The sequence below is a fragment of the Kibdelosporangium persicum genome, assembly GCF_013280595.1.
Taxonomy (GTDB): Bacteria; Actinomycetota; Actinomycetes; order Mycobacteriales; family Pseudonocardiaceae; genus Kibdelosporangium; species Kibdelosporangium persicum.
The window spans coordinates 47,834-62,661 of the sequence record NZ_JAAATY010000002.1; the positions used below are offsets into that span (position 1 = coordinate 47,834).

The window sequence follows — 14,828 nt, forward strand, 5'->3', positions numbered from 1 at the left end:
TCACGCCATGTCCCAGTCGACAGGCACGATCATCACAGTGGCGCCGACCGGGGCCGAGCACGCCAAGAACGACGTGCCGAACCTGCCGGTCACGCTCGCGGAACTGGTCAGTACCGCGCAGGACTGTGAACGCGTGGGCGCGGCCATGATCCACGTGCACATCCGGGACGACGACGGTAAACCGACGCTCGATCTCGGTCGTCTCAAGGACACCGTGGCGGCGTTGCGGGACCAGACGAACCTGATCGTTCAACTGTCCACCGGCGGCGCGGTGACCGACCCGGAGTCCGACCGGCTGCGGGTGCTGGACGCCATGCCCGACTCGGCCTCGTGCACCATGGGCACGGTCAACTTCGGCGATGACGTTTTCCTCAATCGGTGGGAGTTCATCGTCGAACTGCACAAGGGAATGCGCGACCGCGGGATCGTCCCGGAGTACGAGATCTTCGATCTCGGTCAGCTGGCCACATTGCACAGATTGCTGGACAAACACGGTCCGCCCGCGGGTGGTCACGTCCATGTGGATCTGGTGATGGGAGTGCCCGGCGGAATGCCGGGCGACGTCGAGACGCTGGTGTCGGCGATGCGGCTGATTCCGGACGGCGCGACGTTTTCCGCGACGGGCATCGGCCGGAGCACCCTGCCGGTGATGCTCGCCTCCTTGTCCGCGGGTGGTCATTTGCGGGTCGGGATGGAGGACACGATCTCGTACGCGCGGGGCGAGCGGGTCAAGGACAACGCACAACTGGTGGCGAGGGCGGCCGGTCTGGCCCGAATCGCCCAGCGGCCGCCGTTGGCGTCCGTTCATGTCCGTGAATTGCTGGGGGTCAAGGGTGAAAAGGGGCTGGCCGATGTGGCGGTCTAGGCGTGGTTGCCGGAGGATGATCCCGTGATCGAAGTCCGACCTGGTGGGCGCCGACGCATCGACCGCGTGCTCGACCCGGACTACATCGAGGGCCTTGACCGGCTCGGCTTGGCCGAGGTCCGGGCGAGGCGGGACGATGCCGCGCAGGAGGAGACGGATCTTTCCTACCTGCGCAGGCTGCTGCACGGTCGTATCGACATCGTGCGGGCCGAACAGAAGCGGCGCACCGAGGGCGGTTCCGCCTCGGTCGTCGAACAGCTGGCGACGATCCTGGCCGACAACGCCGTCGGTCCGGCGATGGGCATGGGCCGCTACCAGACCCTGGAACCGTCGCGGGCCGAGGCGCATCGCAGGCACGTCGAGGCGCTGGTCTCCGACGCCGACCTGTCCGACGTCGCCTCACTGCCCGACGAACGGCTGGAACTGGCGCTGCAGACCTACGCCAAGGAAGAGGCTTCGGTCTCGCAGCGGCGCCGTCAGGTCCAGGTGGTGATGGACCTGCTCAACGCCGAGATCGCCAAGCGGTACCGGGAAGGCAAGGCGTCGGTCGACGAGTTGCTGGCCGCGGAGCGCGAGCGCGACGAACAGCCGGGCCTCGACTAGTCAGTTGAACCGCTCCCGGACAGCCAGGTCACCCCAGAACTCGCGGAGCTGTTCGAACCTCTCGGCGACGGTTTCCGCGTCGCCGGTTTCCAGCGCGTCCACGATCGCGTTGACGTCCGCGCATGTCGAGTCAGCCGACAGCTGCTCGTCGTCAAGCAACTGTACGAGTCCGCCGTAGTCGAGCTCGACGGCAGAATTACCGTCAAAGTGCTCGAGCCATCCGGCCGTGTCCTCGAGAACCTTGGCCGGTCCCCGCTCGCCGAAGGTGTGCACCGCCAGCTCGTAGGCGCGAGCGACCCTGGCTTGCGCGTCGGTGATCGTCGCCCGCCACGAGCTCTCCCTGTCGGGTGACGTCCGCGGCTCCAGCCTCAGCCGGCGATGGGCCGGTTCGAACATGACGAACCACGGCAACGGCACGGTCCACGTGGTCGACACGGCGTGCACGGCACCGGACGGGGTCTCGGACAAGATCGCGGCCGCCCGGGCCCGCACGCTGTCCACAGAGGCCGTAATGGCCGCCTCCCGCAGCACGGGGTGGGCCGTGGCCACGAAACCCACGAGCGCCGCGGCCGACCGCGGCCGTACGTCCAATGGGCACACAAGCGGGCCGATCTGGGGATCGGCGCCCGGGACCTCCCGCGGATCCAGGACGAGGATGTCCTTCACGGCGCGCGCGGAGGGGGTGCCGTCGGCCGACTCGCCCGGCAGTATTCCCGGCGGCACGGAAAGTTGTGACCTGAACCACATTTCCCGCTCGCGTTCGCCGACGGCCGAACGCGCCAGGGGACCGGTTTCTACTACGTTCCGTAGCCGCCTTGACAACTCCGTGTCAAAAGCCGACAACGGTTCGTACACCCGAAGGTAGGCGACGAACGGACGAGGCACTACTTCATGCTGTCATGACCCGTCCGGAACCGGATGATCGGCCGATCGACGCTGATCTGTCATCACCGGCACACGGTGCCGCGTCGCGTCGGACCCCATCGGCACGGTACGGTAGTTGTCAGGAATCAGTTGTCGAGATGAGTGGGGCCGCCGTTTCCCCCGGCCGCCCCATCCCTGTGCGAGGGGGTCGAGCCATGGGGCGCGGCCGGGCGAAGGCCAAGCAGACGAAGGTGGCCCGAGAGCTCAAGTACAGCACTCGGAACACGGACTTCGAGGCTCTGCAACGAGAGCTGTCGGGCCAGTCCAACGACCACCAGGACGAGGACCGTAGCGACGACTACGACGACGGATACGACGACTACCGTCGCTGAATCTCGGCACACAGACACCAGGGCTAGCTCCATGTGGCCTGCCCTGGTGTCTGTGTGACGGATACCGGTCCGAGCTACTTGGTGGCGTAGACACTCTGGAAGAAGCTCTCCGCGGCTGCCATCGCGGAGGCATCCTCCAGCACTTCACCTGGATGGTGACCGTGGCCGAGCAGTACGCCACCCCACCGCATTTTCAGGTACTCCGCTGACTTGTACAGCGTGCCGACCAACGAGTCGGACTTGTCGCGCTCCTCGGCGGTCGAGACGCCCCACAGGGTCTTCTCGCGCATGAGGGTCTTGAACGGCACGTCCGGCAGGTGCAACCACCCGCTCCAGTAGTCGAGGTAGCGCTTGGCTGTGGCCGACACGCTGTACCAGTACAGCGGCGACGCGATGACGATGTCGGTCGCCTCGATCGTGGCGTCCAGCAGGAGTCGTTCGTTGCCCTCGGGCTCCGGGTGGATCCGGCTCGACTGCCGGGTGTCGCGGAACGGGTCGAGCGGCAGGTCCTCCAGCCACAGCCAGCGCTGCTCGACGTCCCGCGGCAGGTACTCGGCGGCCTTGCGGGCCAGCGCCTCGGTGTTGCCCGGCTGACGCGAGCTGGCCAGCAGGAACAGGAACTTCTGCACTTCAACGCTCCCAGGTCGTGGTGACAGTGGTCGAGATACATGCATGTACATACAGAGGCTGTCACTGCATGTAGAATTCGTCAAGTGAGCACGGAGGCCTGGGGCCGCGTGGTGGCGCTCCACGCACGCATCGAGGGTGAACTCGGCAAGGCGCTGCAACGCCGGCACGGCCTGGGGCTGTCGGAGTACCGGGCGCTCGATCATCTCTCGAGGGCGACTGGAAAGAACGACTCGATGCGCATCCAGGAACTGGCCGAGGCGCTGGAGCTCAACCAGAGCTCGGTCAGCCGCCTCGTCGCCCGGATGGAATCGGCCGGGCTGAGCGAACGCGACATTTGCGAGGACGACCGGCGCGGCATTTACACCATGCTGACCGACGAAGGCCGGAAAACCCTCGCCGAGGCCGCCCCGACGTATCGGGAAACGCTGAAAGCCGCCCTGGAAAAGGCGGAAGCCGACCCGCAGCTGAAGGACACGGTGACGGCTTTCCGAACGCTCTAGCCGTGTCCACCATTCCGGCACGGCGTGTCCACCATTCCGGCACCCCGAAATTCCCCACCCGACCGCGCGAAGGGAATTTCGGGGTGCTGGAACGTGCGTTTCATGGTGCCGGAGTGGTGGACACGGGGTGCTGCAAAGGTGGACACGGCGGTCAGGGGTGGAGATACCTGAGCTGCCTGGCTTTCGCCTCGTCCAGTTCGTCGCGCGCGGCGTCGATCTCCGGACGATGGGAGACCTGCGGCACACCGATCTCCCACCAGGCGCCGGCCTCGGTCCACGAGCTCGGGTGCGTTTTGATCACCACGACCGCCGGAACGCCGGACCGCGCGTGTTCCCGGGCTTTCGGGTAAGCCGCACGAAGATCAGCGACAGAATCCGCCACGAGCACGGCACAGCCGAGACCGGCGGCGTGTGTGGCGAAGTCCACACGAGGTGGCTCGGGCAGGCGGCTGCGGACGTCCGGGTACATGTTGTTGAACCCGGCACCACCTTGGCCGCGCTGAAGACGGTCAATGACGGCATAGCCGTCGTTGTCGCACACGACCGCGACGAACCCGTGCCCGGCGAACGCCGCCGAGAACAGCTCCGAGTTGAGCATCAGGTACGAGCCGTCGCCGAGCAGCGTCGTGACCACACCCTGAGGCCGGGCCATCGTCGCGCCCCAAGCACCCGCGATCTCGTAACCCATGCACGAGAAGCCATATTCGACGTCCATGGTCGACTCGCCGGTCGCCCGCCAGCCGCCGATCAGCTCGCCCGGCAGGCCGCCGGACGCGGTCATCACGTAGTCCTCCGGGCCGGAAAGATCGTTCACGACCCCGACCACCTCGGCGTACGTCGGCAGCGAGCCGCCGGCCGACCGCAGGCCCGAGATGTGCTCGTCCCACTTCGCCAACTCCGCCGAGGCCCGGGAGGACCACGCCTCCGGCGCGTACCAGTCGATCAGCGGGAGTTCCTCGAGCCCTTCGCGGGCGTCGGCGACCACGGCGACGGCGCCGTGCTTCACGGCGTCGAAGCGGGCGGCGTTGATCGTCACCAGCTTGACGTCCGGCGAGAACACCGACCACGAAGCCGTCGTGAAGTCCTGCAGGCGCGTGCCCACGGCGATCACCACGTCCGCTTCGGCCGCCAACGCGTTCGCCGAGGCTGAGCCCGTGATACCCAACGGGCCCGCGTGCAACGGGTGCGAGTGCGGCACGAGCGTCCGGCCCGCGGTCGTCTCGACGACGGGCACGTTGTGCCGCTCGGCGAACTCGATCGCGGTCTGCCCGGCACCCGAGTACCGCACGCCACCGCCCAGCACGAGCAACGGCCGCTCGCCGGCACGGATCACCTCGGCGGCCCGGCCGACCGACCGCCGGTCCGGGCGCGGACGCAGCACGTGGTGCTCGACCGGCTCGAACAACGACTCGGGGAAGTCGAACGCCTCAGCCTGGACGTCCTGCGGCAGCGCCAACGTCACCGGACCGCACTCACCGGGGTCCGTGAGCACCCGCGCCACCTGGGGCAGGGTCGCGATCAGCTGCTCGGGCCGGGTGATCCGGTCGAAGTAACGGCTGACCGGCCGGAAAGCGTCGTTCACGCTGACCGTGGCGTCACCGAACGGCTCGATCTGTTGCAGCACAGGGTCAGGCGCGCGGTTGACGAACGTGTCGCCTGGCAGCAGAAGCAAGGGCAGCCGGTTGGCGTTCGCGACACCGGCGGCCGTGACCATGTTCAAGGCGCCGGGCCCGATCGACGACGTGGCCACGCCGACCTGGCGCCGGTGCGTGGCTTTGGCGTAGCCGACGGCCGCGAGCGCCATGCCCTGCTCGGTGTGCCCACGCCACACCGGAATCCGGTCACGGTATTCCTCAAGCGCGGCACCGATGCTGAGCACGTTGCCGTGCCCGAAGATCGCGTAGACCGCCGGGAACAACGGGGCCTCGGTGCCGTCGAGCAGCTCGGTCCGTTGTGCCACAAGCCAACGGACCAGCGCCTGGGCGGTGGTCAACCTCATGACTGAACCCTCCCTTCGGCAGAGGTCACCGGGCAGCGCGGGTCGCCGGCCTGCTTCTCCCAGGATTGCCGGACCCACGTGTGGGCGGGGTCGTCACAGAAGGCCATCGACCGGTCGTCAGCGGGCCCGGCGAGCACGTTGAGGTAGTACATGGGGTAACCCGGCGCGGCGACACAAGGACCGTGATATCCGCGCGGGATAAGGAAAACGTCGCCGTCGCGGACGGTCACGTCCTCGTCGATCGAGCCGTCCGCGGTGTAGGTTTTGTGGAAGCCGAAGCCTGCCCGTGAGGGCGTGATCCCGTCCTGGCCGGCGATCCGGAAGTAGTAGATCTCCTCGTTGATCACTTCGCACTCACTGGCCTCGTCGTGCTTGTGCGGCGGGTACGACGACCAGTTGCCGTCCGGGGTGATCAGCTCGCACGCGCTGAGCTTGTCGGCGTGGTCCCAGACCCCGGGCACCCCGAAGTTCGTGACCTGCCTGGTCGCGTTGCCCGAACCGCGGACCTCGACCGGGACTTCCTCCGCCGGGCCGTACTTCGGCGTCAGGCGCTTCGTGCAGCGGGCCATGGGCAGCGCGACCTCCGCACCGTCCTTTGTCGACAGAGTGACGTTGGCGTCCCTTGGCACGTAGGCGAAGTCCGTGACCCTGGTGAAGACCGTTTCCCGGCCCCGCAGTTCGAACCTCTCTTCGTCCACCTCGACCGTGAGGCTTCCGGCGAGCGGCAGGACAAAGGCCTCGAACTCGCCGGTGGAGACGGTCCTGGTGGCGCCACGGGGAATCGTGAGCACCCGCAGCCCGGTGTAGGTCCAGCCCGCGTCCCGCGGCGTCAACCGGATCGTGTCCGTGCCGTCCGAAAGCGTCCCGTGTGGACGGTGCAGGCTCATGCGCGAACTCCTTCGTGCAGGACTTTGGCAGCGGCTTCGACGGCACCGGCGACATCCCCGTCAGGCGGGTAGAGCAACGCACGGCCCACGACCAGACCACGAACCACCGGGTGCCGCAACGACCTTCCCCAGGAAGCGATGTCCTGCTCGACACTGGGGCCGGGCACGCCACCGAGCACCACGGTCGGCAAGGTCGTGGCATCCAGCACGAAGTCCGGGTCCTCTGGCGCGGGCAGCTTGAGCCACGTGTACGCCGAGGTCTCGCCCAGCGAGGACGCCACAGTCGTGGCCCTGGCGAGCGACGGGCCGTCCTTGAGCAGCTGGAGCTTTCCGTCCACCCGCCGGTACGGCAGCGGCTCGACCATGGCCATGACGCCCCGGGCGGCCAACGAGGTGACCGCGTCCGCGCAGGCCTGCAAGGTCGGGACGGTCCCGGCGTCGTCGTCCACGATCCGCAGCAGCATCTTGCCGCCGTCCAGGCCCAGGTCGGCGATGGCGGACGCGCTGTACGCGGTGAACCGGTCGTCGACCTCCCAGTCGGCCCCGGCCAGGCCGCCGCGGTTCATCGAGCCGATGACGATCTTGTCCTGCAACGCGCCGAGCAGCAGCAGCTCCTCGACGATGTCCGGGGTGCCCAGCACGCCGTCGACCGCGGGGTTCTCCAGGGCGATGAGCAGGCGTTCCAGCAGTGAGCGGCGGTTGACCATGGCGTTCGGATCGCCGGGCACGCCCATCGCGCCACGGGCCGTGTGGTCGGCCGCGACCAGGAAGATCGTGCCCTGGTCCGTCAAGAGGGATGCGCGCCGCGCACGAGTTGTATACAGCTTATGCACAGCCTGTGGATCAGTCGCACGCGTGTGCAGGAGCTCGGCCCACTGCTTGTCACTGATCACCCAGGCGCTCCTCGATCTCGTCCCGTTCCGGCATCGCGTCGGCACAGGCCAGCCGACCTGCCACGATGGCGCCCGCGACGTTGGCGTACTCGGCGATCTTCACCGGCTCCCAGCCTTCCAGCAGGCCGTGGATGAGAGCACCGCCGAACGCGTCACCGGCGCCGAGGCCGCACACGACGTCGATCGGATGCGGCGGCACGGTCCACGACCCGTCCGCGGTCGCCACCAGCACCCCGTCCGCGCCCTTCTTGATCATCACGAGCGAGACACCGCGGTCCAGGACGCGGCGCGCGGCCTCGTCCGGATCGGCCGTGCCCACCGCGACCTCGGCCTCGGTCCGGTTGCCGACGGCGACCGTGACGTGGTCCAGCATCCACGAGATGTGTTCCCGTGCACTGTCCACATCGGACCAGAACATCGGCCGGTAGTCCATGTCCAGCACGGTGTGATCCCGGCGCCCCCTCGCCGCCAGGATCTCGCGCTGGGTGCCGCGCGCCGGTTCGGTGCTCACGCCCGTCCCGGTCACCCACAGCACAGGGACCTCGCGCACGACGTCCCACGGAACGTCCTCGGCGGCCAAGGTGAGGTCGGGCGCGGTGGGCAACCGGTAGAACAGCAGCGGCGGGTCCTCGGGCGGATCCAGCGCGCAGAACACCACCGGCGTCAACAGGTCCGGCGACGTACCCACGTACGACGGCGAAACTCCGAACTCCGCCAACGCGTCCCGGACGTAGTCACCGAACCCGTCCGGCCCGACCTTGGTCAGCACCGCGGTCCCGCGGCCGAGCCGCGCGGCGGCGACCGCGACGTTGGTCGCGGTGCCGCCGAGCGACTTGGCGAAGGTCCGCACCTTGGCCAACGGAACCCCGCTCTGCTCGGGATAGAGGTCCACCCCGACCCTGCCGACCGTCAGCGCCTCCAGGGTCATTTCTCCACCGCCCTGAGTTCGTGCTCCAGGGCCTCTAGTTCCGCTCCGCCCGCCATCTGCCGGGTGAGCTCCTCGATGGTGATGTCGCCCTTGTCGAACGACCCCAGGCTCCGGCCGCGTTTGAGCAACAAGAACCTGTCGCCCACCGGATAGGCGTGGTGCGGGTTGTGCGTGATCAGCACGACCCCAAGCCCGCGGTCCCGGGCCTGGGCGACGTACCGCAGCACGACACCGGCCTGCTTCACGCCCAGCGCGGCGGTCGGCTCGTCCAGGATGAGCACCTTCGCTCCGAAGTGGACGGCACGGGCGATGGCCACGCACTGCCGTTCACCGCCGGACAACGTGCCCACCGGCTGTTCGACGTCACGCAGGTCGATGCCCATCTCGGCCAACGCGGCCTTCGTGGTGTCCCGGCCCTTCGCGCGGTCCAGCCGCCGGAACGGGCCCCACCCGACCGTCGGCTCGGACCCCAGGTGGAAGTTCCGCCACACGCTCATCAGCGGAACGACCGCCAGGTCCTGGTACACCGTCGCGATGCCGCGGTCCAGGGACTCACGCGGCGAGGAAAACCGGACCTCCTCGCCCTCGACCAGGAACCGGCCCCGGTCGTGCTGATGCACGCCGGCCAGGATCTTGATCAGCGTGGACTTGCCCGCACCGTTGTCACCGAGGACACACGTGACCTCACCGGCATTGACCACAGTGGACACGTCGGCCAGCGCGACGACGCTGCCGTACGTCTTGCCGACGTCACGCACCTCAATGAGTGGACTCATCGACGCACCCTCTCCGCCCGGCGCCGGAAGGTGTTGTTCACCAGCACCGCGGCCAGCAGCATGATGCCGAGGAACAGCATGAACCAGTCGCTGTTCCACTGCGCGTACACGATTCCCTGCCGGGCCATGCCGAAGATCAGCGCGCCGATCGCCGCGCCCACCGCGGACCCGAAGCCGCCGGTCAGCAGGCAGCCGCCGATCACCGCGGCGATGATGTACTGGAACTCCAGGCCGATCCCCTGGTTGGCCTGCACACTGGCGTTGCGCAGGATGTTGATCGACCCGACGATCCACGCGGCGAACGCGGTCGTCATGAACAACATGATCTTCGTGCGCACCACCGGCACACCGACAGCACGGGAGCTGAGCGACGAGCCGCCGACCGCGAACGTCCAGTTGCCGAACCTCGTGCGGACCAGGACCCACGCGGCGACCGCCGCGAACACGATCCACCACAGGATCGAGACCTGGAAGTCCGTGCCGCCGATGTTGACGGTGGACGCGAACAACATGCCCGCCGACTCGTACCCGTCGGTCGACCGCATCCCGGAAACCTGCACGGTTCCGGTGACCAGCCGCGTGACACCAAGGTTCAACCCTTGCAGGGCAAGGAAAGTACCCAGCGTCACGATGAAGCTCGGCAGCCCGGTCCGCATCACCAGCCAGCCGTTGAGCGCGCCGACGGCCAGGGCGAAGACCAACGACAGGATCAGCGCGAACCACACGTTCAGCCCGACCTGGGTCGCGAAGATCGCGGTGACCAGGGCGGTCGACGCGGTCATCACCCCGGCGGACAGGTCGAACTCGCCACCGATCATCAGCAGCGCCACGGCGACCGCCATGATGCCCAGCGTGGAGGCGTCGTCCAGCCAGTTCGCCACGCCGAGCGGGCTGAGGAACTCGCCGGTGACCACCGAGAAGAACACGAACACCAGCAGCGCCCCGAGCAGGGCGCCGATTTCGGGCCTGACCACGAGACGGTCCCACAGCCGGGGTTTGACCAGCCTTTCGTCGGGCTGGCTCGGCACCGCGACACTCATCGGCCACCGACCCGGTTCCCAGGAGCCGGACCCAGGAAGGTCGCCGGGCACTGGACGCCGAAGGTGCCTGCGGCCGGGCGGCCCACCGACGTCACCGAGCCAGCCGCTCCAGCGAAGCCACCCTCCCTCGCCGGGCCAGCCGACATCACCCAGCCAGCCATCGTCGCCGGGCCAGCCACCCTCACGGACCCAGCCACCGCGGCCGAGCCAGCCGCCCTCGCGGAACCAATCGCCCTCGCCGAGCCAACGGTCCGTTCACAAATCCAGTTGTCCACAACCGCCGAGTAACCCCTTTGACTCGGCCATACTCCCGGTAAACTGGAGCAGGGCAGTCCCCCCGGGGAGTGGTGGGGGATGTACTGGGGCGTTTGCTGAGAAATTTGCTGGGGGAAGTGCCGGGGTGGATCTGGCAGTGCCCGCATAGCTGCTGTCACCGTGTGCCCTTCTCGGTGAAGGGCGCGATCGTGTCCACGTTGGACTTGTCGACGAAGCCGGGGCCGGTCAGCACCGGGCGGCCGCCGCCGACGGTGTTGGCGTTCTCCTTGTACAGCTTCAGGAACACGATCGGCAGGTAGCCCTGCTCGTACTGCTGCTGGTCGACCGCGAAGAGCACGTCGCCGGACTCGATCGCGTTGACCACGTCGGTGTTCAGGTCGAACGTGGCCACCTGGGCCTTCGAGCCCGCGCCCTTGATCGCCGTCACGGCACCGGCCGCGACCTGCGAGTTCAGCGCCAGCACGGCGTCGACCGACGGGTCGGCCTGCACCGCGCCCTTGATCCGGGACTGCGCGTCGGTCGGGTTGTTGATGTCCACCTGGAGCGTGGTGACGTTGCCGAACGCGCTCTTGGCGCCGTCACACCGCTGGTTCTGGCCGATGTTGCCGGCCTCGTGGATCACGCAGAGCATCTTGGTCTTGCCCGCGTCCTTCAGGCGCTTGCCCGCGCCCTCACCGGCGATCGTCTCGCTCTGGCCGACGTGCGTGATCGCGCCGAACTCGGCGCTCCTGGCCTCGCCGGAGTTGATCGTGACCACCGGGATGCCTGCCTTGACCGCGTTCTCGATCGAGGTCCGCAGCGCGTCCGGGTTGGCCATCGACACCACCAGGCCGTCGACCTTCTGCGCGATCGCGTTGTCGATCAGCTTGGCCTGGGCGCCGGGGTCGCCGTCGGACTTGTAGTCCACCTGCGCGCCGAGTTGCCTGCCTGCGGCCTCGGCACCGTTCTTCACCACGTTCCAGAAGGCGTCACCCGCGCTGCCGTGGGTGACGACGGCGACCCGCAGGCTGCTGCCGCCGCCACCCGGGGTGGGCGCGGCGCCGCCACCTGCGTTGTTGGCCGGCTGGTCGCCTTGCGGGCCGCTGCACGCGGCCAGGACCAACGCTCCGGCGGCCGCCATGGCCGCGAACTTGAACTTGACGAAGCGATCGGACGTCATCGTCTCTCCTCGCTGAGCGGCTTGCTAAGGACCGCCGATTATCTGGTTGAGGTGGCGCAGGCTGCTCGCGGTGTCCAGTTTCGGCGTGTCGACTGAGCTCTGCTCGCTGAGGGCGGTGTCCTGTTCCAGGACGTACCACCCGTCGTAACCCGCTTGGCGGACGAAGCCAACGACCGCTTCGATGTCCACGTCCCCCTGACCGAGCGGCACGTACATGCCCTGCCCGACCGCTTCGGCGTAGCCGAGTTCGCCCGCGCGGACCTTGTCCGCGAGGTCGGCCCGGACGTCTTTCAGGTGCAGGTGCCCGATCCGTTGCGGGTACCGCTCGGCGAGCGCGACCGGGTCGGTGCCGCCGATCATCAGGTGCCCGGTGTCCAGGCACAGCGGCAGGTCGGAGTCGCGGAGGAACCGTTCGACCTCGGCTTGGGTCTCCACGTGCGTGCCCACGTGCGGGTGCAGCACGGTCTTCAGGCCGTGTTCCGCCGCGATGTCCCGGATCTTGGCCGCGGTGCTGATCAGCGTGACCCACTGCTCGTCGGTGAGCGCGGGACGGTCGTCGTAACCGTCGAGGCCCGTCGCCGCGGCCAGCACGAGGACGTCGGCGCCACACGATGCCAGCAGCTTCGCGGTCCGTTCCGCCTCCGCCACGCTCGATTCGTCGTGCAGCGGTACCGCGAGGAACCCGCCGACCAGTGTCAGGTTGTACGTGGTCAGCAGCGCACGCAGGTCGGCCGGATCGGTCGGCAGGTACTCCGGCGGGCCCAGTTCGGTCGCGGTCAGGCCGAGTTCGGCCATCTCGCTCAGCACCTTCGCCCGGTCGAGCATCCTGCCCCAGCCTGGGACTTCGCAGACGCCCCACGAGATCGGCGCTCCAGCGAGCTTCACACGACCACCTCCTGCTCGATCTTCACCGGGACGCCGGAGCGACGGGACTCGTCACACGCCAGCGCGAGGCGCAGGCTCGTCAGGCTGTCCCTGGCCGGGGACGGGTTCTGTGTCCGGCCCGCGACGACGTCCACGAACACGGCCATCTCGTTGAGGTACGCGCGGTGGAACCGTTCCGGGAAGCCCGGATACGCGTCCGGGCCGGCCTTGGGGCCGTCCGGCTCAAGCGAGGTCAGCGGCGTCCGCGAGTCCACGCCGACCGCCAGGGAATCCTTGCTGCCCAACACTTCGATGCGGTGGTCGTAACCGAGCGGATCATGCCGTCCCCCGACGAGTACGGCATGCGCGCCACCCGCGAACTTGAGCATCACGACGGCGTTGTCCACGTCGTCGGCGTCCGCGAAGGCCTGGTCGACCAGGACGGACCCGGACGCGTAGACCTCCACGACCGGCTCGCCGACCAGCCACGGCACCGCGTCGAGGTCGTGGATCAGCAGGTCACGGAAGATCCCGCCGGACGCGGGCAGATACCCGAAGTCGGGCGGCTCGGCGTCGTTGCCGGTCGAGCGGACCAGGTAGAGCTTGCCCACCTCGTCCGCACGGATGCGGCGGTGCAGCTCGGCGACGGCCGGGTCGAACCTGCGCTGGAACCCGACGAGCACCTCGACACCGGACGCCTCGATGTCGTCGACCAGCGCGCTCATCTCGGCGTAGTCGCTCGCGATCGGCTTCTCGCACAGTGCGGGCTTTCCGGCGCTCAAGGCCCGGCGGATGGTCTCCGGGTGGGTCGGGGTCGGAGTCGCGATCAGCACGCCGTCACCGGCTTGGAGCAGCGCGTCCAGGTCGTCGACCGCTGTCGCCTTCGCGCCCGTCTGGGCGGCTACCGCGGCGGCACGGCCGGGGACCGGGTCGAACAGCACGACCTCGTCGACCGCGTCGAGCGAGGCCAGGTTGCCGGCGTGCATCGTGCCGATCCGCCCGACACCGGCTACTCCGATACGCATGCTTCTCCAATGGATCCGCAGGTCAAGGCCCGTCATCGTTAGAGCGCTCTATTTGTTGGAGCGCTCCAATGCTGTAACGTGACCCAGGTCATGTCAAGGCCGCGTTGCGCGCTTGTTACGCCCGGAGGGCCCATTGACCCGCCCGACCATGGAGGACGTGGCCCGAGTGGCCGGCGTGTCCCGCGCGCTGGTCTCCCTGGTCATGAACGGTTCGCCGAAGGTAAGCGAGCAGCGGCGCAAGGCCGTGCTCGACGCGGCCGAACAGCTCGGCTACTCACCGCACGCGATGGCCCGTTCCCTGGCCAGCCGCACGTCGACAGTGCTCGGCGTGATGGTCTCGGACCTGCACAACGCGTTCTTCGCCGAAGTGGTCGACGGCATCGACGAAGTGGCGCAGGCCGAGGGCTTCGAGCTGATCATCAACACCGGCGGCCGCAGCCCGGCCCGGGAGAGGCGTGCGGTGAACGGACTGCTGGCCTTCCGTCCGGCCGGACTGGCGTTACTCGGCCCGGTCGTCCCGCCGACCACCCTGGCCGAGGCCGCGTCCCAGGCGCCCACGGTGCTGGTGGCCCGCTCGTCCCGCCTGTCGACTTTGGACACCGTGAACGACGACGGTGAAGCAGGATCCGGGCTGGCGGTCGACCATCTGGTGTCGTTAGGCCACACCGAGATCGCCCATCTGGACGGCGGCGTCGGCTCCCAGGCACCGCAACGCCGCCGCGGCTACATCGCGGCTATGCAACGCCATGGCCTCACACCGCGCGTGATTCCCAGTGAATACACGGACATCGCCGGCGCCAAAGCCGTCCGTCAACTGCTCGGACAGGGCCCGCTGCCGACAGCCTTGGTGGCGGCCAACGACTTCAACGCGGTCGGCGCTATCTCCGCACTGGAAGAGGCCGGCCTGCGGGTGCCCCAGGACATGTCGGTCGTCGGTTACGACAACACGTCGCTGGCCGGCCTCCGGCACGTCTCACTGACCACGATCGACCAGCCGCGCCACGAGATCGGCAGGCTCGCCGGCGAGGCCCTGGTGCAACGGGTCCGCGGCGAGCGGACCGAGCCGGTGAAAAGGCTGCTGCACCCCTCACTCGTCGTCCGCTCGACCACCCAGGCCAGGAGCTGAA

General features: G+C 68.4%; 16 protein-coding genes. 5 read left to right on the forward strand and 11 right to left on the reverse strand.

Annotation, left to right across the window (positions count from 1 at the left end; all coding sequences use genetic code 11):
• Window positions 1-7 precede the first annotated feature (7 nt).
• Both GC106_RS04735 and GC106_RS04740 read left to right on the forward strand, forming a co-directional pair.
• Window positions 8-865 carry a beta-keto acid cleavage family enzyme gene (locus tag GC106_RS04735; protein WP_173124822.1) on the forward strand — a complete coding sequence of 286 codons (858 nt, stop codon included), beginning with the start codon at window positions 8-10 and terminating at the stop codon, window positions 863-865.
• A gap of 24 nt (window positions 866-889) precedes the next feature.
• A complete protein-coding gene (locus tag GC106_RS04740) occupies window positions 890-1,468 on the forward strand; it encodes an RsiG family protein (RefSeq protein ID WP_173124824.1) in 579 nt (192 codons plus the stop codon).
• Here the strand turns inward: GC106_RS04740 and GC106_RS04745 are convergent, their stop codons facing one another.
• The gene (locus GC106_RS04745) at window positions 1,469-2,353 is read right to left on the reverse strand and encodes a DUF8083 family protein (RefSeq protein ID WP_173124826.1); all 885 of its coding nucleotides are present in this window, start codon (window positions 2,351-2,353) and stop codon (window positions 1,469-1,471) included. It abuts the gene before it with no gap.
• A 194-nt stretch (window positions 2,354-2,547) separates the two neighbouring features.
• Here GC106_RS04745 and GC106_RS04750 point away from each other — a divergent pair, with 194 nt between their 5' ends.
• Window positions 2,548-2,724 (forward strand): DUF3073 domain-containing protein, encoded by a 177-nt coding sequence (locus GC106_RS04750; protein WP_173124828.1) that lies wholly within the window; start codon window positions 2,548-2,550, stop codon window positions 2,722-2,724.
• A 74-nt stretch (window positions 2,725-2,798) separates the two neighbouring features.
• Here the strand turns inward: GC106_RS04750 and GC106_RS04755 are convergent, their stop codons facing one another.
• A complete protein-coding gene (locus tag GC106_RS04755; protein ID WP_312872429.1) occupies window positions 2,799-3,353 on the reverse strand; it encodes a flavodoxin family protein in 555 nt (184 codons plus the stop codon).
• A gap of 84 nt (window positions 3,354-3,437) precedes the next feature.
• On the opposite strand from GC106_RS04755, the gene GC106_RS04760 reads away from it, so the two are divergent.
• Window positions 3,438-3,854 carry a MarR family winged helix-turn-helix transcriptional regulator gene (locus GC106_RS04760; RefSeq protein WP_312872430.1) on the forward strand — a complete coding sequence of 139 codons (417 nt, stop codon included), beginning with the start codon at window positions 3,438-3,440 and terminating at the stop codon, window positions 3,852-3,854.
• A gap of 151 nt (window positions 3,855-4,005) precedes the next feature.
• Here the strand turns inward: GC106_RS04760 and iolD are convergent, their stop codons facing one another.
• The 9 genes from iolD to GC106_RS04805 form a co-directional block, all read right to left on the reverse strand.
• A complete protein-coding gene (gene iolD, locus GC106_RS04765; protein WP_173124834.1) occupies window positions 4,006-5,853 on the reverse strand; it encodes a 3D-(3,5/4)-trihydroxycyclohexane-1,2-dione acylhydrolase (decyclizing) in 1,848 nt (615 codons plus the stop codon).
• Window positions 5,850-6,740 (reverse strand): 5-deoxy-glucuronate isomerase, encoded by an 891-nt coding sequence (gene iolB, locus GC106_RS04770; protein WP_173124836.1) that lies wholly within the window; start codon window positions 6,738-6,740, stop codon window positions 5,850-5,852. The genes iolD and iolB overlap by 4 nt, the downstream gene beginning before the upstream one ends.
• On the reverse strand, window positions 6,737-7,633 hold the full coding sequence (locus GC106_RS04775) for a Cgl0159 family (beta/alpha)8-fold protein (RefSeq protein ID WP_173124838.1): 897 nt from the start codon (window positions 7,631-7,633) through the stop codon (window positions 6,737-6,739). Before GC106_RS04775 ends, iolB begins: the two co-directional genes overlap by 4 nt.
• A complete protein-coding gene (gene iolC, locus GC106_RS04780; protein WP_173124840.1) occupies window positions 7,623-8,561 on the reverse strand; it encodes a 5-dehydro-2-deoxygluconokinase in 939 nt (312 codons plus the stop codon). Before iolC ends, GC106_RS04775 begins: the two co-directional genes overlap by 11 nt.
• Window positions 8,558-9,337, reverse strand: coding sequence for an ATP-binding cassette domain-containing protein (locus tag GC106_RS04785; RefSeq protein WP_173124842.1), 780 nt, complete (start codon window positions 9,335-9,337; stop codon window positions 8,558-8,560). Before GC106_RS04785 ends, iolC begins: the two co-directional genes overlap by 4 nt.
• Window positions 9,334-10,377, reverse strand: coding sequence for an ABC transporter permease (locus tag GC106_RS04790; RefSeq protein WP_173124844.1), 1,044 nt, complete (start codon window positions 10,375-10,377; stop codon window positions 9,334-9,336). The genes GC106_RS04785 and GC106_RS04790 overlap by 4 nt, the downstream gene beginning before the upstream one ends.
• Before the next feature lie 430 nt (window positions 10,378-10,807).
• Entirely contained in the window at window positions 10,808-11,812 is a 1,005-nt protein-coding gene (locus tag GC106_RS04795) for a sugar ABC transporter substrate-binding protein (protein ID WP_246364909.1), read from the reverse strand.
• Window positions 11,813-11,836: 24 nt separating this feature from the next.
• Window positions 11,837-12,637, reverse strand: coding sequence for a sugar phosphate isomerase/epimerase family protein (locus GC106_RS04800; RefSeq protein ID WP_173125519.1), 801 nt, complete (start codon window positions 12,635-12,637; stop codon window positions 11,837-11,839).
• 56 nt (window positions 12,638-12,693) lie between these two features.
• On the reverse strand, window positions 12,694-13,701 hold the full coding sequence (locus GC106_RS04805; RefSeq protein WP_173124846.1) for a Gfo/Idh/MocA family protein: 1,008 nt from the start codon (window positions 13,699-13,701) through the stop codon (window positions 12,694-12,696).
• Between the two features lie 133 nt (window positions 13,702-13,834).
• Between GC106_RS04805 and GC106_RS04810 the strand changes: the two genes are divergently transcribed.
• A complete protein-coding gene (locus GC106_RS04810) occupies window positions 13,835-14,827 on the forward strand; it encodes a LacI family DNA-binding transcriptional regulator (protein ID WP_173124848.1) in 993 nt (330 codons plus the stop codon).
• Window position 14,828 lies beyond the last annotated feature (1 nt).